The sequence below is a fragment of the Rhodoferax sp. P2_H8_2 genome, assembly GCF_056403235.1.
Genome location: NZ_JBFUFW010000004.1, coordinates 192,533 through 211,151 on the forward strand (window position 1 = coordinate 192,533; position 18,619 = coordinate 211,151).

Genomic DNA, 18,619 nt, shown 5'->3' on the forward strand with positions numbered 1-18,619 from the left:
GCATTTTTGCCCCTGGCGATTCTGTACACTGACCACTTTTACGAAAGAAACTGCTCCCATGACGACTACCCAAGGTCTCCCCGCTGACGCCACGGCCGAACGCATCGTTCGCCACTTTCAGTCTGCAGGGTTCTCCGGCATCACCGAAGCTCTGCTGGTGCGCATCCGGCTGAAAAAAGGCGACCGCATGGAAGTCGACACGGCGTTTGACTTTGCCGTGGAGCGCCAGTTGGCGCCGCCGATGCAGGAGTTTTTCCAGATCCAGCCCTACGGTTTCTTCTCCGGCATTCGGTCGTTTGCCGATGCCAAGGCCGTATTCGCCAGCGATTTCGGCCGCGCTTTGCGCGTGGAACTACCCAGCATTTACTTTGACGCTGCGCCTGTGCTGGTCGACGACGCATTGGCGACCGACACCAAATACGACGCGATGCTCAAGCTGTCCGACAACACCGACGGCTACGCCGTCGCCGTTCTGTTGAACGACCCTAACTCTTCGTTCTTCGAATACCTCAACGCCCAGACGGGCTACGATTGGAAAGAAATTACCGCAGACATGGATGCTGCGGTGAAGTCTTTGGTGTCGGACGTCGACCTGATCTGATCAAGCTGCCGGCGCTGCCTCATCGCGCAGTGTCCAGGCGCCTTCGCCTTGCAGATCCAGAGTATGGCGGTGGTGTTTGGCGATGTCGCTGTGGTGGCTCACGCTGATGGGCGTGATGGCCAACTCGGCAAGCTGGCTGTAGAGGTGCTCCTCATTGGCGGTGTCCAGCGCGCTGGTGGATTCGTCCAGCAGCAAATAGCGCGGCTTGGCAATCAACGCACGGGCAAACGCCAGGCGCTGCTGCTCACCCACTGACAAGACCTTGGACCAGTCCAGCTCCGCGTCCAGCCCACCATAGCGTGTGGCCAGGTTCGGCAGATTCACCAAATCCAGCCACTTCAATAGCTCTGCGTCGGGAATGTCTGTGTCGGTGTTGGGGTAGGTCAACTGGCAGCGCAGGTTGCCCAATGGCAGGTAGGGTTGCTGCGGCAAAAACAGCATGTCGTCTCCACCGGGGCGCGTCACAACGCCGGAGCCGGTTTGCCACAGCCCGGCAATCACCCGCAACAGTGAGCTCTTGCCCGTGCCGCTGCAGCCAATGATCATCAGCCCTTCGCCTTCCTTGACCGTCAGCGACAAATCCTTGACCAGCATCTGCTCGCAGTTGGGGGTGAACACCGTGACGTGACTCAGCGCCAGCGTGTCGCCAAACTCGGTGCGGATAGGGGTGTCCGCGGCTGGCGCCTCTGCGCCAGGAGCAACACAAGGTTGCACCGGCAAGTCGCCCACCTTGTCCAGCGCTTCCGAGAATGCATGCAGCCGGTCCACACCCGCAGAAAAGCGGCTCAGGCTTTCAAAGTTTTGAACAATGATGGTCAGCGCGCTCAGGATGGCGGCGAACGCGCCAGCCGCCTGGATCGCGCGGCCCACTTCCATCTCGCCGGACAGCACATCGTTGGCCACGATCACGGTAGGCAGTGCCACCGTCAAGAAGTTGTGGCTGTACTGCAAGAGGTTGAGTCTGAACTGCCAGCCCAACACCCGCTTGTAGTTGGCATAAACCATTCCAAACACGCGCTGCAGCACCGACATCTCGCGCGCCTCGCCATCGTGGAAGGCAATCGGCTCTGCGTGTTCACGCACGCGCACCAGGCTAAAGCGGAAATCCGCCTCGCGGTGCAACTGGTGAAAGTTCAGATTGATCAGCCGCCGGCCAAATACCGCAGCAGTGAAGAAGGTGCTGACGACTGCGTAGAGGATCAGAAAGACCACCAGCGTGCGCGAGATGGTCCACAGCACGGCCGAGAAGGCGACGAGATCAATCACCGAGCCCAGCGCGATCATCGAAAAATACAGCGACTTCGACGTGAAGCTGTCGATGTCGTCGGCAATCCGCTGGTCCGGGTTGTCGATATCGCTGCCGTTGAGGCGGTAGTAGGCGCGCTTGGCAAAGTAGCGCTTCAAAAAGCTGTCCGTCAGCCAGCGCCGCCAGTGCAGGCCCAGCCGGTCGCGCACGTAGTAGTACAGCGCGTAGATCGGCACGGCCACCACCAGGATAGCGACGTACACGTAAATGGCGGACCAGAACCGGTCGGCGTCGCCCGCCGCCAGCGCGGAGGTGAACTCACCCGTCTGCTGGTTGAACAGCACGTTGAAGGCGGTCTGGCTCAGCAGCAGTGCGATCAAGCCGATGAACATCCCCCACGCGGGGCCGCGGTTGGAGGTCCAGTAAGGCCGCGCAATGGTGACGAAGCGCAGCCATAGGCGCGCGTTGAATCCTGGGAGTTTTTCTTTTGCCATGGGCGCCTGAACGGAATAGGTATCCGTTTATAGGCAAGCCCAGGTGCGCGGTCTGTGTGATGGGCCACCCAGAGAGAATGCTATCAAATCAGGAGCTGCTTACGCACGTTCTATGCGCTTTACAGGCCTTTTCCCCTGGAAAATCCCTGCTGCTGAGCCACAAAACCATCGAATGCCTTGAGCAAGGGTTGGTACTTTTGAGGGTCGCCTTCCAGCTGCGCCAGCGCTGCGCAAGTGGCTTCTAGTGTCGACAACTGCCCCGGCTTGTGCGCCTTGCGAATAGCGTAGCCGGATGGCGGCGCATCCTCTAGCGACAGACGCGGTAGGCCTTGCAACAGCGGGCTTTGGTGCAACATCTTGCGGCTCTTGCGCCAGGTGCCGTCCAGAACCACCAGTCGCACCTTGGCTGGATCGCGCAGTTGTTCTGCATCCAGCGGTGCAGGCATTGCGTGCCCTTCGTAAACGTCTGGCGGATACAGCAGCACCGTGTACTTGGGCTCGGCCATCGCTTCGCGCAGTCTGGCCTCGTCAAATTCTTCCCCAACTAACATGCGGCTACCCGGCAGACTGAGATGCAACAAGCGTGCGGTGTTCTTCGCATGGTCCACTTCCATGGGGTGCTGCAGGATCAGAACTTCACAGGCGTGCTGCGTAGGCGTGGCGAAGCGGCATATGCAGGTGGTTTGCGGGCGCAAACACTGTGCGCAAAGAAGGCGGCGGGAGGTTGGCATCGCGTTTCAGGGCTTGGCGTCGGGCGCGGCCAATGCTGCGCGGTCCCAATAGGGCGGCGTGCCAAAGGACTGTTTCAAGTGGGTGATAAACAGCTGTGCCTTGGCCGAGTGCGAGCGGCCCTTGAGTCGCACCGCATGTATGGCCGGTGCCTGGCTCGTTGACGCCGCAGCCGCAGCGGCGGCCACCGAGTCGGGGAACAGGTTGACCAGCTCGCCCGCAGCCACCTTTTTGTAGACCAGCCAACTGGCCAGATGCGCCACGCCCAGCCCGGCCACGGCGGCCTCCAGCAGCGAGTCCACGTCGTTGCTGCGAAAGCGCCCCTGCACGGCCAAAGGCTTGTCCTGGTTCACACCCGGAAAGGTCCACAGGCCCGTGGGCGTGGAGGGCAGGCACAGGCAACTGTGGTGCAGCAGGTCATCGGGTTTGGCAGGGCGGCCGTGCGCCCGGATGTACGCGGGGCTGGCGCAGGCCACGCGCAACATGGGCGCGAGCCGCGTGGCCAGCAGGTCGCTGTCGGGTAGGGCGCCAATGCGGATGGCCACATCGGCCCGCTGCGCGGCCAGGTCCACCCAGTGGTCGCTGAGCTGCAAGTCCAGCTCGATCAACGGGTACTGCTGCATGAACGACGCCACGGTGGGCGCGATGTGCATGCGCCAAAAGACCGAAGGCGCGGTGACCGACAGCAGGCCACGCGGCTCCGCCTGCGCGTCCAGCAGCGCGGCTTTGGCATCCACCATTTCCGACACGATCAGTTGCGCGCGCGGCAAAAACTGCTCGCCCGCATCGGTAAGCAACAGGCGGCGCGAGCTGCGCTGAAACAGCGCCACGCCCAGCGATTGCTCCAGCGCATCCACTTGCCGCGACACCGACGACACCGCCACGTTGTGCAGCTTGGCCGCGGCCGAAAACGTACCCGCCTTGTGGACGTCGAGAAAGGCCTGGATGTTGTCGAGCATGGTTTGCTTGTCTGAAGTATTTTGCGAATAACGCAAAGAATATTAGCTTTCAAAGTGATTGTTGCCATTGTCGCTAAAAAACACAATCCAACCCGTCACCAACTCATACGAAAGCGACACCCATGTTGAAGTTCTACTACCACCCCTCACCCAACCCGGCCAAGGTGGCCTTGTTTCTGGAAGAGTCCGGCCTGCCTTACGCGCTGGTGCCGGTAGATGTTCGCAAAGGCGAGCAGCACTTGCCCGAGTACCTGGCCATCAACCCCAACGGCAAAACACCCGCGCTGGTAGATGGCGATGCGGTCGTCTTTGACAGCAACGCCATCCTGCTCTACCTGGCCGTCAAGACCGGGAAGTTCCTGCCACGCAACGTACCCGAAGTGCGTTCCCAGATGTATTCGTGGCTCATGTTTGTGGCCACCGGCATTGGGCCATTCTCAGGCCAGGCCGTGCACTTCCGCCACTTTGCACCCGAACCCAAGGCCTATGCGCAGCAGCGTTACGACTTTGAAGCCTGGCGCCACTGGCGCATCGTCAATGAACACTTGGCCACGCGCACCTGGATGGTGGGCGAGGAATTCACCATCGCCGACATGGCGCTGTGGGCCTGGGCACGCGCCGTGCCCTTTGTGCTGGGCGACACGGCCTGGGCTGAGTTGCCGCACGTCAAACGCTTTTTGGACCAGGTCAGCGCCCGCCCAGCCGCCGTGCGTGCCGAGGCACTGGCCGATGCACACACCTTCAAAGCCGAGATGGACCAAGCCGCCATGGACGCGATGTACCCCCACACCAAACCAACCACTGTCTAACCCTTCAACCAAACCGCTCAAACCGAAAGCTCACCATGACTAAATTCACCACCTCCAAACTCGTTCGCAGCCTCACCCTGGCTGCATTGCTGGCTGCCCCTGTGCTGGGCGCAAGCCTGGCCCATGCTGCCGATGGCGTGTCCGCCCAAGGCATCACCTTCACCGCCGAACAGGCCTACCCCGAAGGCATTGCCTGGCACCCCGCACAAAAGGTGTTCTTCGTCAGCTCCGTGCACTCCGGCACCGTGGGCAAGGTCACTCCGCAAGGCGCCTACACACCATTCATTCAAGATGACAAATTGATTGCCAGCGTGGGCTTGGCGTTGGATGTAAAGCGCAACCTGCTGTGGGTTGCCGTTGCAGATCTGGGTGCCTCCACTCGCAGCAGCCCCGCCTCCGCCTACAAGCTGGCCGCCGTGGCCGCATATGACGCCACCACTGGCGAGCGCCGCGCGTACCACGACCTCAGCAATCTGGTGCAGGGCGGCCACATGGCCAACGACCTGGCGGTGGACGCAGCGGGCAATGTCTACGTCACCGACAGCTTTTCGCCAGTGATCTACCGCGTGGACGCCAAAGGCCAGGCCAGCGTGTTCGCGCAAAGCGATCTGTTCAAGGGCGAAGGCTTCAACCTGAATGGCATCGTGGCCCACCCGGACGGCTACCTGCTGGTCAACAAATACAACAGCGGCGAGGTCTTCCGGATCAGCACCCGCAACGGGGCCGACATCCAGCGCGTGAGCCTGCCCGAGGCAGTGAAGGGTGCAGACGGCATGCTGCTGCGTGACAAAACCCATTTGGTCGTGGTGCAAAACGCGGGCAATGACCAGGTGACGGAGCTGGTGTCTACCGACGGCTGGAAAACCGCCACGTTGCAGCCCGCGCGCAAGACGGCCTACTCATTCCCCACAACGGCAACACAAGTGGGTAAAGACGTCTACGTGATGAACTCGCGCCTGGACACTTTGCTCAACAAGGATGCTCCCAAGGTCAGCGAATACTTGTTGCAAAAGTATTGATGAGCTTTGACTAGCTCTTTGCGGTAGCCATCAGCGCCGCAAAGCCGACGAACACGCCCCCTGTGATGCGGTTGAACATCTTCATCACCGGGGCGCGCTGCAAGTAGCTTGAGAGGCGCTTGCCGCTGGCGGCATAGACAAAGTACCAGCCCACCTCAATCACCGTGAAGGTGATCAGCAGAATCGCAAATTGCGGCAATTGGGGTGAATCGGCATGGATGAATTGCGGAAAGAACGCAGCAGCAAAGAGGATGGCCTTGGGGTTGCTCGCTGCCACCAAAAATGCCTGGCGGTAGATGGCCCACGGATTCACGGCGGGCACAGCCACTTGCGATGCTTCTTTGGTGGGGTCTGTTGCGTGCTCTTCCACTGGCGAGCGCCACACCTTCACACCCAGGTAGGCCAGATACGCAGCCCCCGCCAGGCGCAGCGCCTCAAACACCTGGGGTGAGGTATGTAGCACCGCGCCCAGGCCTGCGGCCGACAGACTCATCATCGCCAGCAGTGCCGTCATGCAGCCCAGCATGGCCAACACCGACATGCGCAAACCATGGCGCGCGCTGACGCTCATGATCAGCAACATATTGGGGCCGGGCGTGGCCGAGACGACGAAGGTCATTGCGATAAAGAGCCACAGGGTGCTGAGCGTCATGGGAAATATTCGGTGGGTAGGAGGCGCCCAAGGCTAGCAGATTGCGAAGGAATGTAGGCATGAGTGGTCATGGGCGGTCATGGAGCCATTTAGTTGAATCCGTTTTGCATCCGGCCGCGTATTCATTACAGCCGCGACATTTCGGCTTTGTTTTACAAACTTCTGGAGTACATACACATGACATCTGGTAACACTAATCGCAAGCTCGCATCCTTCAGTCTGGCTCTCATCATGTCGGCCGTGTCTGTGGCCGCTATGGCCGACGTCATGGTGGGCGGCGCGGCCATGCTGCCTTCCAAAGACATCATCGACAACGCTGTGAACTCGAAGGACCACACCACGCTGGTGGCAGCGGTCAAGGCCGCGGGCTTGGTTGAGACATTGAAAGGCCCTGGCCCCTTCACCGTGTTTGCGCCTACGAATGCCGCCTTTGCCGCACTGCCTGCTGGCACGGTAGACACACTGCTCAAGCCTGAAAACAAGGCCACGCTGACCACCATCTTGACCTACCACGTGGTGGCCGGCAAATGGGATGCCGCGGCCATCAGCAAGATGATCATGGAAGGCAAGGGCAAGGCCACCATCAAGACGGTCAGCGGCGGCACATTGACAGCTATGGCAAGCGGCTCCAAGGTCATGCTGACGGACGAAAAGGGCGGTACCGCCACCGTCACCATTGCCGACGTGTACCAGTCCAACGGCGTGATCCACGTGATCGACAAGGTGCTGTTGCCCAAGTAAAACGGTTTGTCATGCGGCGGTTCTTTAAAATCGCCGCATGACCCAAACCACCGCTGCCGCCAACGCCACCACCTCCATCGCCACACACAGTGGCAGCTTCCATGCCGACGACGTGTTCGGCGTTGGCGTTTTGATGGGGGTTTTTCCATCGCACACACTCACCCGCACCCGCAAACAAGAACTCATTGACGCGGCCGACTTTGTGGTCGACGTGGGCGGTACTTGGGACGCAGCCACGGGTCGCTTTGACCACCACCAGCGCGGCTTTGACGGCGCACGGCCTGCACATGAGGTAGACGGCCAAACCAAACCCGGCGTGGGCTATGCCAGTGCAGGACTGGTGTGGACGGCGCATGGTGCTGATTACGTGAAGGCTTGGGCCAGCGCGAACGGCCAGAGCCTGAACGCACAGGCCGTAGACGACATCGTGCGCTCCATCGACCACTCGCTGGTGCAGTACCTCGACATCGTGGACACCGGCCAGGGCGATGTGTCGCCCGGCATCTTTGGCCTCTCCAGCCTGATCGCCCAACTCAACACCCACTGGATGGAAGAGAAGGGCATGGACCAGAGCACCAAAGCCCAGTTGCAGGAAACCCGCTTTCGCGAAGCCATCGCCATCACGCGCAAGTTTCTGGACCACGCCATCAGCAAAAAGGTCGCGCAGATCAGCGCCGTGGATACCGTGCGCGCGGCACCGCGCTTGGTGGGCGGCAAGGTGTTGCATCTGCAAGAGGGCGGCATGCCCTGGACACGCGTGGTGGTGGACGAAATGCCCGAGGTGATGTTTGTGATCTACCCGGATTCGGACGGTGACCAGTACCAGATCAAGACGGTGCCGGTAGAGCCAGGTTCATTCACTGCGCGTATGGATTTGCCGAAGAACTGGGCCGGCCTGCGCGATCAGGAGCTGGCTGCAGTCACTGGCGTCGAAGACAGCGTCTTCTGCCACCTGAACCTGTTCATCGGCGGTGCGCGAAGCTTCAACGGGGCTGTGCGTCTGGCAGAACTGGCGCTGGCGTAATGTAGTTTTGCAGGCCCTGCAGTAGCGCGTCAAAGGTCACTTTGCAGCGCGGCGTGTTGCGCAGGTCTTCGTGCATCGTGAGCCAGGTCTCCAGGCCCATCGTCAGGCCATCGGGCAGCAGGCGCACCAGTTGCGGGTCGCGCGCGGCCAGCGCGACCTGGCAAATGCCAATGCCACAGCCTGCGCGTATCAACGCCAGTTGTCCCACGTCGCTGTCGGTGCGCAAGGTGAACGCATCGCGACTCCATTGCGGAAAGCCCTTGCGCGCTGCCCGCACAAACGGTGTCTCCTCATCAAACCCAATCAGCGCGTGCTGCGCCAGATCGGCCAGCGTCTGCGGCGTGCCGCGGCGTTGCAGATACGCCTTGTGCGCATGAAAGCCCAGGTCCACCTGGCCCACGCGCCGGGCAATCAGCTGCTCCTGTTTGGGCTGCGTCATGCGCACGGCAATATCGGCCTCACGATTCAGCAAATCCTGTACGCGGTTGGTCAGCACCAGTTCGAGTTTCAACTCGGGGTAGGCCGCCTGCAATTCGCTCAGGATGGGCGGCAACACCTCCACGCCAATCACCTCGCTCGCTGTGATGCGCACCGTGCCTTTGATGCCTGAGCCCTGACCCTCTGCCGCGCGCTTCAACGCCGTGGCCGAGGTGCTCATGGCTTGGGCAAAAGGCTGCAACGCCACTGCCGCATCGGTAGGCAATAGCCCGAGCTGTGAGCGGGTAAACAGCGTGACGCCAAGCGCCTTTTCCAGCGCAGCAATGTGCCGCCCCACCGTGGGCTGGGCAATGCCCATCGCACGCGCTGCGCCTGAGAGCGAGCCCTCGTTCAACACACTCAAATACGAGTGGTAAAGCTCCCAGCCGATGTCGCTATGGGTTTCATTAGTCATACAGAAATGTATAGCCGCTACGACATGTTGGTCAATTGCTTAATAGCGCCGCTGCTTTCAAACTTCATCCATCGCAACACTTTTTAGGAGTAATGAAATGAATAGCAACACCGCATTGGGAAATACGGCATTGGGGAATACGGCTTTGGTTCTCGGCGCCACCGGCGGCATCGGCGGCGAAGTGGCACGGCAACTGCGCGACGCAGGCTGGAATGTGCGCGCACTGCGCCGCGGCGGCGAGCTTGCCACCGAGCGGCGTGATGGCATGGTCTGGCTGCGCGGCGACGCGATGAACCGCGACGATGTGATGGCCGCAGCGGAAGGCTGTGCTGTCATCGTGCACGCCGTCAACCCACCCGGCTACCGCCGCTGGGCTGAGCTGGTCTTGCCGATGGTGGACAACACCATTGCCGCAGCACAGGCCAACGGCGCCACCATCGTGCTGCCAGGCACGGTCTACAACTTTGGCCCCAGCGCTTTCCCCATATTGCGGGAAGATTCGCCGCAAGAGCCCGTCACCCGCAAGGGCGCTATCCGTGTGCAGATGGAGCAGCGCTTGCGTGATGCCAGCAGCCAGGGCTGCAAGGTGATCGTGGTGCGCGCGGGTGACTTCTTTGGCCCCAAGGCGGGCAACAGCTGGTTCTCGCAAGGTTTGGTCAAACCGGGTCAGCCCGTCAAAACCATCAGCGTGCCCAACGCGCCGGGCGTGGGCCACCAATGGTCGTACCTTCCCGACGTGGCCCGCACGATGGTGGAGCTGGTACAGCGCCGCGAGACGCTGGAGGCTTTTTCGACTTTTCATATGGCTGGCTATTGGGATGCCGATGGCACGCAGTTGGCCGCAGCCATCAGCCGCGTCGTCGTGAAGCGCGGCGGCGCCCAGCCCAAGGTCAGCGCCTTTCCTTGGTGGTTGATGGCACTGATCGCACCGTTTGTACCCACCGTGCATGAAATGCGCGAGATGCGGTATCTGTGGACCACGCGGGTGGAGATGCGCAACAACAAGCTGGTTGCAACGCTGGGGCATGAGCCGCATACGCCGCTGGACGCGGCGGTTGAGGCTGCGCTGGATGGCATGGGCTGTTTGCCTGCGAAGCAAGTGTGTCAGGTGGGTCGTGTTGAACACATCGCTTGACATGCAAGTATTTACTTGCATATAATTCAACAACGCTTTCAACCGCAACGGCAAATTTTGGACATAGACAAGGTATTCAAGGCACTGGCCGACCCGACCCGCAGGCGTCTGCTGGACCAATTGCATGGTGACAACGGCCAAACGCTGGGCGCGCTGTGCGAGCACATGGACATGTCGCGCCAAGCTGTGACGCAACATTTGCAGTTGCTGGAGGAAGCGAATCTCGTGGCTGTCGTCTGGCAGGGGCGGGAGAAGTTGCACTACCTGAACCCCGTGCCACTGCACGAGATTCAGGCGCGCTGGATCAACAAGTTTGAGCGCAACCGTCTTGACGCGTTGCATACCCTGAAGCAGAAACTGGAAGGCAAAGACCATGACAACTGAAACAACGAAGCCCAGCTTTGTATACGTGAGCTATATCCAAACCACGCCCGAGAAGGTGTGGCAAGCCTTTGTCGATACCGACGTGATGGCGAAATACTGGTTTGGCCCCACGTCGGATTGCGTGCGCGTCAACGTGTCGGACTGGAAGGTCGGCTCTACCTGGGAGCATCAGCGCCTGGACGACGCGCGCACCGTCGACATTTGCGGCAAGGTTGTTGAGTTCAATCCGCCCAAGCGCATGGTCCTCTCATGGGCACGGCCCAGCGAAGCCGCTGATGAATCCAAACACTCGCGCGTGGAAATCGACATCGAACAACGCATTGAAGGGTTGGTGCGCCTGATCGTGAGCCACACCGATCTGGACACCAAAATGCACGAAGGCATCTCGGGTGGCTGGCCCGCAGTGTTGTCCAACCTCAAGACGCTACTGGAAACCGGGTACGGTTTGCCGAGAATTCCGGCGAAAGTCGCTTAAGAAGGCAAAGTCACGCGAACTTTGCGACTGGGCCGGATCAATCGGCGAAAGCGTAGCTGGACTTGCTGCGCTTCGCTTTGTACATGGCTGTATCCGCGCTTTTGATCAAGGCGTCGGCGGAGGTTCCGCCATGCGGGAAGGTCGCAATCCCGATGCTCGCTTTGACGGTGAGTGTGCCTTTCGCGTGCATACACGGCGCCTGAATCGCTGCGGCGATTTTTTCCGCCACGTGCACGACATCCTCTTTGTCGGCGAACTCTGCCATTAGGTAAAGAAACTCGTCTCCACCCAAGCGGCAGACAGTGTCGTCTTCGCGCGTGTTCTCTCGCAGCCGGTCGGATATGGTTTGCAGCACCGCGTCTCCAACGTCGTGGCCATGGGTGTCATTGATCATTTTGAACGCGTCCAGGTCTATGAACATCAGCGCCAAAGTGCGTTCATGGCGTCTGGCTTGCACCAGCCCATGTTCCAGCCGGTTTTCAAACAAGGCGCGGTTGGGCAGTCCGGTCAACGGGTCATGCAACGATGCATGCCGGGCAGCTGCTTCGTCTTTGGTCACGGTTGCCAACTGCGTTTCCAAGTCCTGCCGCGACTGCACCGCAGTCTCCAGCGAAGCGTTGACCATCGCCATTTTTCCGATTGCATCCTGGACCTTGCCTTCGATCAGCTCGCTATCTTTGATGGCCAGCTCAATGCCACCTGTGGGGCTCTCCACTGCGACTTCCAGCTTCAGTGCCGTGTTGACGAGCGACAGCCCTTCGGCGCACTCGTCCATCAAATCCTTGACGTGCTCGGCCTGCCCAAGAACTTGGGTCAGTGGATTGACGTACTCTGGGGCAACAGGCGTTTTTTCGGTGGGGCTCATCGCCTCAGATTAACTGGCGAGTCTGCTTTTATCCGTTCGATGCCTCACATAGTTAGCCAGTTAGCCGCTCGCCGCGGTGCGCCGCAGGTTGTCGCGGTAGCGGCGGCTGACCGGCACGGTGCCTCCGTCGCGCATCCTGGCGCGGGCGTCGCCCGAGTCCAGCGGTTCGATCTGCTGCAGGTAGTCCAGATTCATGATGTAGCTGCGGTGCACGCGCACAAAGCGGGCCGGGTCCAGCCGGGCCTCGACTGCGGCCATCGTGGAACGCAGCGGGTAATCGTGCCCGCGCACGCGCAGGTTCACGTAATTGCCCCAGGCCTGCAGCCATTCCACCTCGGCCGCGGGCAACAAAAACTCCTTGCCCAGCGTGCGCACCAAAAAGCGCTCTGGCCGATCAATCGGCTCCACCGGCGGGCCATCGTCCGGCGCTTCCAGCAGGCTGGCCTCACCTTGCAGGCGCAATAGCAGCAGGCGGTACATGAACAGGAACAACAGGATGCCGAAGTAGGTCCGGAAGTCCTTCAGGTATTCGTAAAACAGCTCGTGTGGCCAACTGCCGAAGTCGTATTCGGCGTTTTGGGTGGAATAGGCCAGCTTGCGCAGGCCCACCATCACCACGACGTGCACGACGCTGAACGCCACGCTGGCCAGCATGTGCCAGCGCCAATTGGCCCGCCAGGTGTTCCAGGTCAGCGCAAAGCGCCGCTCAAACGCAATCACCGCGGGCACCAGTGCCAGCAGCACCAGATTGCTGCTCCATTCCCAGACCGCCGGCTCCCAGGCCGCAAAGTTCAGCTTCACCCGCTCGATATCGAACCAGACCGTCAGGCTGTTTAGAAAGGCCTGGCCGCAAAAAAAGAGGGCCCACAACGCCGGTTCAACGATGGGTTGCCATGGCCGGTAGCGCGCCAGCCAGGCTTGGGCGTCAGTGGCAGGGGCAGGTGAGGAGGGCGGAGCAGACGACATGCCCCGATGTTAGCGGCGCTCGCATTCCATCTCTCAAATCCCGTCCCTGGGGGCCACCGCTCGCCCCTTTTTGCCCCCAAACCGTCACATTTCGCCTCTGAAACGGCCCAAATCCCGAAACTGGCGTCCTCTTTCAACCCAACGCGGAATTTCCATGCAACGACGCCACGATATTGATGCCCTGCGCGCCCTGGCCTTTGGCCTGCTGATCCTGTACCACCTGGCCATGCTCTACGTGACCGACTGGAGCTGGCACCTCAAAAGCAGCTACCTGACCGAGGCGCTGCAAATGCCCATGTTGATGATGAACCGTTGGCGCATGGACCTGATCTTCCTGATCTCCGGCATCTCGACCGCGTTTTTGATGAAGAACACCCGCGTCGCCGGTTTTTTGAAAGACCGGACCTGGCGGCTGATGCTGCCGCTGGTCTTCGGCATGCTGGTCGTCGTGCCGATTCAACCCTATGCCCAGGGCGTCGCCAACGGGCTGGTCGAGCCCGGCTTTCTGCAGTTTCTGGGGCGCTACTACGGCGGCTATGCCTGGCCGGAAAAGGCATTTGACGGATGGGAACACGGCTTCACCTGGAACCACTTGTGGTACCTGGCCTACCTATGGTGCTACACATTGACGCTGGCCTTGTTGCTGCCGCTGCTGAACTCCAAGGTGGGCCAACGCCTGCGTCAGGCATTCACCGGCCTGCGTGGCCTGCCGTTGTTGCTGTTGCCCGCGCTGCCGCTATTCATCTACACCGTCACGCTGCAGACCCGCTTTCCCAATACCAACGACCTGACCCACGACTGGTACGCGCACCCTGTGTACTTCACGATCTTTCTGTACGGCTGGTGTCTGGCGAACTCGGACACCGTCTGGGCCGAACTTGCCGCCCTGCGCAAGCAGGCGTTGGGGCTAGTGCTCGGCGCTGGCGCGGTCTATCTGGCTTTGGTGCGTTTCTACTGGGGCCAAGACGTGAGCGACGCTGCGCAATGGCTGATCTGGGCCGCGCGCAATGTCTACGTCTGGGCCGTCCTCTGCGCCATCCTCGGCTGGGGCCACGCCTACCTGAACCGCCCGATGCGCTGGCTCCCCTGGGCCACGCAAGCTGTCTACCCCTGGTATGTGCTGCACCAGAGTTTGATAGTGCTGCTGGCGTACTGGCTGGTGCCGTTGAAGATCGGGCCCGTAGCCGAGCCGCTGCTGGTGGGCGTTGGCACGGTGTTGGGCTGCTGGGCGCTGACCTCGGGGCTGATTCAGCGAGTCGGGTTTATTCGGCCGCTGTTTGGGCTGAAAGGGAGGAAATAGGCGGCTCTTAGAATTCGCGCCAATGCAATCCAATACAACGCCACACACCAACCGCAATTTCGGTATTGATCTACTACGGGGCTTTTCGATACTGTTTGTCGTGGTGCACCACCTGGCGATGGGTTTTCGCCTGCCGCTGGGGCCTAGTTACTTGGGCGAACTGCTGGGTAAGCGCATCGTCAATGGCATCAGCTTCAACGGCTACGAAGCGGTGTTCATCTTCTTTGTGGTGTCGGGCTTTCTGATTACCCAGCGCAGCCTAGCGCAGTACGGCACGTTGTCGGCGTTGAACTGGCGCAGCTTTTACCTCGCGCGGTTCAGCCGCATTTTTCCGTTGCTGGCGCTGCTGCTCGTCGTGTTGACGGTGCTGCACTTGCTTGGTGTGGGCGGTTATGTCGTCGAAGCCAAGGGACAAACGCTGTGGCGGGCGCTGGTGTCGGCGTTGGGCTTGCATCTGAACTGGTACGAGGCGCAAACCACCTGGCTGCCCGCGTCGTGGGATGTGTTGTGGTCGCTGTCGATTGAAGAGGTGTTCTACCTCGCGTTCCCTATCCTTTGCATCGTCTTGCCACGGCGCTTGTTCATCGTGTTGCTATTGGCGCTGGCCCTGTCATTGCCTTGGGTGCGCCCGGGGCTGGACGCCAATGAACTGTGGCGCGAAAAAGCCTATCTGCCCGGCATGTCGGCGATTGCCTTTGGTGTGCTGACTGCGATGCTGGCGCAGGTCTGGAAGCCATCCAAAAACTTCGCACGCAGCCTGTGCGTGCTGGGTATGGTCGGCCTCATCGGCGTGTTCTTCTTTGGCGACGCCCTGTGGCGCGTGATCCATGACCACGTGATGCTGCTCCTATGTTTCTCGGCCTGCTTCCTGCTGTTTGCCGCTGACACGGTGAAGATCGAACCTGTGAAGGGCCTGGGCTGGCTGGCCAGCATGGGTCGCCTGAGCTACGAGATCTACCTGAGCCACATGTTCATCGTGCTGAGCGTCTGCAGCGCCTACCGGGCGTACATGGTCAAAGACATGTCCTGGACGTTCGCTGTCTACCTGCCTACGATCTTTGCCTGCGTGTTGCTGGGGCTGGCGTTGGAGCGATGGGTCAGCGTGCCGAGTATGGTTTGGCTGCGGAACAGAAAATAACCGAAAGCAAATTCATGTCCACCATCCATCCCTGTGAATTGCCCGAAGGCGCTCTACTCAGCCAGTACGCAGGGACAGGCAGCTACGCGGATTGCTATGCCGTAGAGGTATTGCAAAGCGTCTCGCACATCCAGTTCGTCGAAGCTTTCTACACGACGGCGGTTTTCAAGATCGAGCGTTTCATTCTCGGCGCAGCGGTTTCCCGGCCCTCTACTGACGCCGAGGTGGGGCAACTGGCGCGTGGCGAGGTCAATGCGTTTGCGGCGTGGACCGTGGAGGGCAGGGCAGACCACCAGTTACTGCTGTGCGACTTTGCCGGACGCACTCGATCCTGGCTGATGGTCGTACCTGCACGCAATGGTGGGGCCGTCCGCACGCGGCTGTACTTCGGCTCTGCCGTCGTTCCGGCCCGCGCCAAGGGCGATGGCCGCAGCGACATGGGTTGGGTGTTCCGCGCCTTGCTGGGCTTCCACAAGCTCTACTCGCGGGTACTTCTGCGCGCCGCTGTGTCGCGGCTTTCTCGCCAAGTGCGAAAAGGCTAAACCCGATTCACCAGAAAGAGTCGTCCGTCCGCTCGCTGACCACGCGAACGCTGTACTCCGCGATCTTGCGGATCAGGTCTTCGGGCAGTGGCATGTTGTAGGCGACTTTCAGGAAATTCTTGGTGGTGTCCTGGCCTGCAAGCTCTTTGGCAAATTCCACCAAGGCCGTTTCGCCCGGCGCGAAGCTCAGATGCGCCTTGTGCGCGGAGAAGGCAAATAGGAAGCGTGGCTCAACAAAGAACGGGTTGCCCCACTTGATTTCCTCGTCAGCCTTGGGCGCGGCTTTCTTCAGAATGGCGCGCAAGCGGCGCAGATGCGGCTGGCCTGCTGCGGGCGCGGCCAGTATGTATTCGTCAACCGTCGTGGGGCGTTTGTCTGCCATGTCTCTTGTCTCCATCGCAAGTGCTTCCGCGCCATTATTCCCGCCGCCAGTCTCCATACCCCATGCCATACTCACGGCGCCTATCCGGCGTTTGAATTCCTAACCATCTTTCACCACAAAGTTTTGCTTATGAAGAAGTTCAGTCACGCGGTCGCAATCAGCTGCCTGCTCCTGCCATCCCTGGTGTGCGCTAAACCGGACCCCGAGGTCATCAACGCGATTCGCGATGAGGGTTTCAACCACTCGCAAGTCATGCGGACCTTTCAACACCTGACCGACACCCTCGGGCCGCGGCTGACCAACTCACCCAAGATGCGCGAGGCCAGTCTCTGGGCGGTGGAAAAACTGAAGAGCTGGGGCTTGAGCAATGTCCACCAAGAGGCGTTTGAATTCGGTCGTGGCTGGAGCTACGACAAAGCCACGATCGATCTATTGGCGCCCCGAAAGACCTCGCTGCATGGCATTCCTCTGGCCTGGACGCCGGGTACTGCAGGCCCGCAAGAGGCGGAGGTGGTGTACCTCGATGCCGTTAATGAAGCAGAGCTGCAAAAGTACCGCGGCAAGCTGAAAAACAAAGTGGTGATGCTGAACGAGCCCATGGATGTGGAGGAGCCACGGCGTGAGATCTCCAAACGCTATTCCGCTGCAGAGTTGGCCGAGATGAAGACTTTTGACCTGAAGGCCCCAGCCAGCGATGCACCTGCATCGCAGGACAGCGTCGCCCAGCGTCAGAAGAGCCTGCGCTTTAACGAAGTGCGGGAAGCCTTCCTCAAAGCGGAGCAGGTCAAGGGAGCATTGTTTCGCAGCTCCTGGGATGGCGGCCTGATCCGCGTCATGGGACAAAACCACCGCGTTGGCAAGACCTTCCCGGTGCCTGCGCTGATGTTGAGTGTGGAGCATTACAACTTGCTGGCGCGCGCGCTGGACAGCGGCGTGGTGCCAAAGATCGCTTTCAATGTCGAGGCGCGCTTTCATGATGAAGACGTGAACGCGCACAACACGCTGGCCGAAATTGCGGGCAAAGGGGAGAACCCTGAAATCGTGATGCTGGGCGGTCATCTGGACTCGTGGCATGGCGCTACCGGCGGTGTGGACAATGCAGCAGGTGTGGCCATCACGATGGAGGCGATTCGCATCCTGAAGGCCATCAAGCTGCAACCCGTGCGAACCGTCCGTCTTGGCCTGTGGAGCGGCGAGGAGCAGGGACTCATTGGTTCTGCTGCCTATGTGGAGCAGCACTTCGCGACCCGCCCTAAGCCCGCCAATGCCGAAGAACGACAAATGCCCCGCTGGGCCTGGAGCACACCGGGCTGGCCCATCACCAAACTCAAGGAACACGACAAGCTGTCGCTGTACTTCAACGTGGACAACGGCAGTGGAAAACTTCGTGGCATTGCGACACAAGGCAACGCCGCCGCCAGGCCCATTTTTGCCGAATGGTTTGGGCAAGTCGCCGATTTGAGCGACGGCACGATCAGCAACAACTCCAAGGGTTCGACGGACCACGTGTCCTTTGACCAGGTGGGGCTACCGGGCTTTCAGTTCATTCAGGACCCATTGGACTATTTCACCCGCCTGCACCATACCCATGTCGACTCGTTCGACCATGCGGTGCCGGAAGACATGAAGCAAGCCGCGGTTGTGTTGGCCACATTGGTTTACAACGCAGCCACGGCTGAAGCCCGCTTGCCGCGCAAGCCCATGCCCGTGGAGGCATCGGAAGCGGAGCAAGTCATTGAAAAGAAGAAGGCAGACAAGCGTACCCGCGACCGCGATCGCAAGGCACTGGGGGACTTGTCCGGAGCCAGCCGCTGACCAGGCCCTGCCGGAATGTAGAACTTGCCTCTGGGGGAACCATGAGCAAAGAGATTGAAATCCTGGAGCAGTTCTTCGCCGCGATCAACCGCAATGACATGCAGGCGATCACTAAGGATTTTGATCCGCAGATTGTGCGCATCGAGCCAGAGGGATTTCCTACGGCGGGTACCTATCGCAGCGTTGCGGAAGTGCAGGCCCATGTGACGAAAGGGCGCGGCACCTGGGCCGAGGGAACCTGCGAGCCAGAGGAGTTCTTTGCCAATGGAGACAAGGTAGTTGTTTATCTCCACGCCCGGGTCCGCCTGCATGGCGCGAACGACTGGGTCGGCGGGCGGTTTGCAGATGGTTTCATGTTTCAGAATGGCAAGATCATCGAATACCGCTCTTTTGGAAAGCGGGTGGATGCGCTCCAATGGGCGGGAATTGACACTTCAGGTTAGTGACCGAT

Annotated in this window: 21 protein-coding genes; 13 read left to right on the top strand and 8 right to left on the bottom strand. The window is 60.4% G+C overall.

The annotated features are described in order from the left end of the window. Positions 1-58 precede the first annotated feature (58 nt). Positions 59-601, top strand: coding sequence for a hypothetical protein (locus tag AC1DV6_RS09365; protein WP_477977184.1), 543 nt, complete (start codon positions 59-61; stop codon positions 599-601). Here AC1DV6_RS09365 and AC1DV6_RS09370 read toward each other — a convergent pair whose 3' ends face one another. The 3 genes from AC1DV6_RS09370 to AC1DV6_RS09380 all read right to left on the bottom strand — a co-directional run bounded on the left by AC1DV6_RS09370 (position 602) and on the right by AC1DV6_RS09380 (position 4,029). Then, complete coding sequence (locus AC1DV6_RS09370) at positions 602-2,341, bottom strand: ABC transporter ATP-binding protein/permease (RefSeq protein ID WP_477977185.1); 1,740 nt, start codon at positions 2,339-2,341, stop codon at positions 602-604. It lies immediately after the preceding gene. A 119-nt stretch (positions 2,342-2,460) separates the two neighbouring features. Then, positions 2,461-3,072 carry a tRNA-uridine aminocarboxypropyltransferase gene (locus AC1DV6_RS09375; RefSeq protein ID WP_477977186.1) on the bottom strand — a complete coding sequence of 204 codons (612 nt, stop codon included), beginning with the start codon at positions 3,070-3,072 and terminating at the stop codon, positions 2,461-2,463. Between the two features lie 6 nt (positions 3,073-3,078). Beyond that, positions 3,079-4,029 carry a LysR family transcriptional regulator gene (locus tag AC1DV6_RS09380; RefSeq protein WP_477977187.1) on the bottom strand — a complete coding sequence of 317 codons (951 nt, stop codon included), beginning with the start codon at positions 4,027-4,029 and terminating at the stop codon, positions 3,079-3,081. 122 nt (positions 4,030-4,151) lie between these two features. Between AC1DV6_RS09380 and AC1DV6_RS09385 the strand changes: the two genes are divergently transcribed. Beyond that, positions 4,152-4,838 (top strand): glutathione S-transferase family protein, encoded by a 687-nt coding sequence (locus AC1DV6_RS09385; protein ID WP_477977188.1) that lies wholly within the window; start codon positions 4,152-4,154, stop codon positions 4,836-4,838. A 35-nt stretch (positions 4,839-4,873) separates the two neighbouring features. Continuing rightward, positions 4,874-5,857: a hypothetical protein gene (locus AC1DV6_RS09390; RefSeq protein ID WP_477977189.1), complete on the top strand. Its 984-nt coding sequence runs from the start codon at positions 4,874-4,876 to the stop codon at positions 5,855-5,857. Positions 5,858-5,867: 10 nt separating this feature from the next. Here AC1DV6_RS09390 and AC1DV6_RS09395 read toward each other — a convergent pair whose 3' ends face one another. Further along, entirely contained in the window at positions 5,868-6,509 is a 642-nt protein-coding gene (locus AC1DV6_RS09395; protein ID WP_477977190.1) for a LysE family translocator, read from the bottom strand. 177 nt (positions 6,510-6,686) lie between these two features. On the opposite strand from AC1DV6_RS09395, the gene AC1DV6_RS09400 reads away from it, so the two are divergent. Together AC1DV6_RS09400 and AC1DV6_RS09405 are read left to right on the top strand one after the other, a co-directional pair. Then, complete coding sequence (locus AC1DV6_RS09400) at positions 6,687-7,250, top strand: fasciclin domain-containing protein (protein ID WP_477977191.1); 564 nt, start codon at positions 6,687-6,689, stop codon at positions 7,248-7,250. Positions 7,251-7,287: 37 nt separating this feature from the next. Further along, entirely contained in the window at positions 7,288-8,274 is a 987-nt protein-coding gene (locus tag AC1DV6_RS09405) for an MYG1 family protein (RefSeq protein ID WP_477977192.1), read from the top strand. On the opposite strand, the gene AC1DV6_RS09410 is transcribed toward AC1DV6_RS09405, so the two are convergent. Beyond that, entirely contained in the window at positions 8,234-9,166 is a 933-nt protein-coding gene (locus AC1DV6_RS09410) for a LysR family transcriptional regulator (RefSeq protein ID WP_477977193.1), read from the bottom strand. The two genes, AC1DV6_RS09405 and AC1DV6_RS09410, sit on opposite strands and share 41 nt — an antisense overlap. A gap of 97 nt (positions 9,167-9,263) precedes the next feature. Between AC1DV6_RS09410 and AC1DV6_RS09415 the strand changes: the two genes are divergently transcribed. The 3 genes from AC1DV6_RS09415 to AC1DV6_RS09425 all read left to right on the top strand — a co-directional run bounded on the left by AC1DV6_RS09415 (position 9,264) and on the right by AC1DV6_RS09425 (position 11,160). Next, a complete protein-coding gene (locus AC1DV6_RS09415) occupies positions 9,264-10,301 on the top strand; it encodes an NAD-dependent epimerase/dehydratase family protein (RefSeq protein WP_477977194.1) in 1,038 nt (345 codons plus the stop codon). A 63-nt stretch (positions 10,302-10,364) separates the two neighbouring features. Further along, positions 10,365-10,685: an ArsR/SmtB family transcription factor gene (locus AC1DV6_RS09420; RefSeq protein ID WP_477977398.1), complete on the top strand. Its 321-nt coding sequence runs from the start codon at positions 10,365-10,367 to the stop codon at positions 10,683-10,685. Further along, entirely contained in the window at positions 10,675-11,160 is a 486-nt protein-coding gene (locus tag AC1DV6_RS09425; protein WP_477977195.1) for an SRPBCC family protein, read from the top strand. Before AC1DV6_RS09420 ends, AC1DV6_RS09425 begins: the two co-directional genes overlap by 11 nt. Positions 11,161-11,197: 37 nt before the next feature. Here the strand turns inward: AC1DV6_RS09425 and AC1DV6_RS09430 are convergent, their stop codons facing one another. Beyond that, on the bottom strand, positions 11,198-12,025 hold the full coding sequence (locus AC1DV6_RS09430) for a diguanylate cyclase domain-containing protein (protein ID WP_477977196.1): 828 nt from the start codon (positions 12,023-12,025) through the stop codon (positions 11,198-11,200). A 60-nt stretch (positions 12,026-12,085) separates the two neighbouring features. Further along, entirely contained in the window at positions 12,086-12,991 is a 906-nt protein-coding gene (locus AC1DV6_RS09435; protein ID WP_477977197.1) for a LytTR family DNA-binding domain-containing protein, read from the bottom strand. A 154-nt stretch (positions 12,992-13,145) separates the two neighbouring features. Here AC1DV6_RS09435 and AC1DV6_RS09440 point away from each other — a divergent pair, with 154 nt between their 5' ends. Genes AC1DV6_RS09440 through AC1DV6_RS09450 form a run of 3 tightly spaced genes read left to right on the top strand, consistent with a single transcriptional unit; the run spans position 13,146 to position 15,971 of the window. After that, positions 13,146-14,291, top strand: coding sequence for an acyltransferase family protein (locus AC1DV6_RS09440; protein WP_477977198.1), 1,146 nt, complete (start codon positions 13,146-13,148; stop codon positions 14,289-14,291). Positions 14,292-14,313: 22 nt separating this feature from the next. Further along, the gene (locus AC1DV6_RS09445) at positions 14,314-15,429 is read left to right on the top strand and encodes an acyltransferase family protein (RefSeq protein WP_477977199.1); all 1,116 of its coding nucleotides are present in this window, start codon (positions 14,314-14,316) and stop codon (positions 15,427-15,429) included. A 14-nt stretch (positions 15,430-15,443) separates the two neighbouring features. After that, entirely contained in the window at positions 15,444-15,971 is a 528-nt protein-coding gene (locus AC1DV6_RS09450; RefSeq protein WP_477977200.1) for a hypothetical protein, read from the top strand. A 7-nt stretch (positions 15,972-15,978) separates the two neighbouring features. Here the strand turns inward: AC1DV6_RS09450 and AC1DV6_RS09455 are convergent, their stop codons facing one another. After that, the gene (locus AC1DV6_RS09455; protein ID WP_477977201.1) at positions 15,979-16,353 is read right to left on the bottom strand and encodes an iron chaperone; all 375 of its coding nucleotides are present in this window, start codon (positions 16,351-16,353) and stop codon (positions 15,979-15,981) included. A 129-nt stretch (positions 16,354-16,482) separates the two neighbouring features. Between AC1DV6_RS09455 and AC1DV6_RS09460 the strand changes: the two genes are divergently transcribed. Further along, positions 16,483-18,168, top strand: coding sequence for a M20/M25/M40 family metallo-hydrolase (locus tag AC1DV6_RS09460; protein ID WP_477977202.1), 1,686 nt, complete (start codon positions 16,483-16,485; stop codon positions 18,166-18,168). 41 nt (positions 18,169-18,209) lie between these two features. Then, on the top strand, positions 18,210-18,611 hold the full coding sequence (locus tag AC1DV6_RS09465; protein WP_477977203.1) for a nuclear transport factor 2 family protein: 402 nt from the start codon (positions 18,210-18,212) through the stop codon (positions 18,609-18,611). Positions 18,612-18,619 lie beyond the last annotated feature (8 nt).

Bases quoted from the DNA above. Each gene is read 5' to 3' on its own strand.
- AC1DV6_RS09365 (WP_477977184.1), top strand. From the start codon at position 59: ATGACGACTACCCAAGGTCTCCCCGCTGACGCCACGGCCGAACGCATC.
- AC1DV6_RS09370 (WP_477977185.1), bottom strand. From the start codon at position 2,341: ATGGCAAAAGAAAAACTCCCAGGATTCAACGCGCGCCTATGGCTGCGC.
- AC1DV6_RS09375 (WP_477977186.1), bottom strand. From the start codon at position 3,072: ATGCCAACCTCCCGCCGCCTTCTTTGCGCACAGTGTTTGCGCCCGCAA.
- AC1DV6_RS09380 (WP_477977187.1), bottom strand. From the start codon at position 4,029: ATGCTCGACAACATCCAGGCCTTTCTCGACGTCCACAAGGCGGGTACG.
- AC1DV6_RS09385 (WP_477977188.1), top strand. From the start codon at position 4,152: ATGTTGAAGTTCTACTACCACCCCTCACCCAACCCGGCCAAGGTGGCC.
- AC1DV6_RS09390 (WP_477977189.1), top strand. From the start codon at position 4,874: ATGACTAAATTCACCACCTCCAAACTCGTTCGCAGCCTCACCCTGGCT.
- AC1DV6_RS09395 (WP_477977190.1), bottom strand. From the start codon at position 6,509: ATGACGCTCAGCACCCTGTGGCTCTTTATCGCAATGACCTTCGTCGTC.
- AC1DV6_RS09400 (WP_477977191.1), top strand. From the start codon at position 6,687: ATGACATCTGGTAACACTAATCGCAAGCTCGCATCCTTCAGTCTGGCT.
- AC1DV6_RS09405 (WP_477977192.1), top strand. From the start codon at position 7,288: ATGACCCAAACCACCGCTGCCGCCAACGCCACCACCTCCATCGCCACA.
- AC1DV6_RS09410 (WP_477977193.1), bottom strand. From the start codon at position 9,166: ATGACTAATGAAACCCATAGCGACATCGGCTGGGAGCTTTACCACTCG.
- AC1DV6_RS09415 (WP_477977194.1), top strand. From the start codon at position 9,264: ATGAATAGCAACACCGCATTGGGAAATACGGCATTGGGGAATACGGCT.
- AC1DV6_RS09425 (WP_477977195.1), top strand. From the start codon at position 10,675: ATGACAACTGAAACAACGAAGCCCAGCTTTGTATACGTGAGCTATATC.
- AC1DV6_RS09430 (WP_477977196.1), bottom strand. From the start codon at position 12,025: ATGAGCCCCACCGAAAAAACGCCTGTTGCCCCAGAGTACGTCAATCCA.
- AC1DV6_RS09435 (WP_477977197.1), bottom strand. From the start codon at position 12,991: ATGTCGTCTGCTCCGCCCTCCTCACCTGCCCCTGCCACTGACGCCCAA.
- AC1DV6_RS09440 (WP_477977198.1), top strand. From the start codon at position 13,146: ATGCAACGACGCCACGATATTGATGCCCTGCGCGCCCTGGCCTTTGGC.
- AC1DV6_RS09445 (WP_477977199.1), top strand. From the start codon at position 14,314: ATGCAATCCAATACAACGCCACACACCAACCGCAATTTCGGTATTGAT.
- AC1DV6_RS09450 (WP_477977200.1), top strand. From the start codon at position 15,444: ATGTCCACCATCCATCCCTGTGAATTGCCCGAAGGCGCTCTACTCAGC.
- AC1DV6_RS09455 (WP_477977201.1), bottom strand. From the start codon at position 16,353: ATGGCAGACAAACGCCCCACGACGGTTGACGAATACATACTGGCCGCG.
- AC1DV6_RS09460 (WP_477977202.1), top strand. From the start codon at position 16,483: ATGAAGAAGTTCAGTCACGCGGTCGCAATCAGCTGCCTGCTCCTGCCA.
- AC1DV6_RS09465 (WP_477977203.1), top strand. From the start codon at position 18,210: ATGAGCAAAGAGATTGAAATCCTGGAGCAGTTCTTCGCCGCGATCAAC.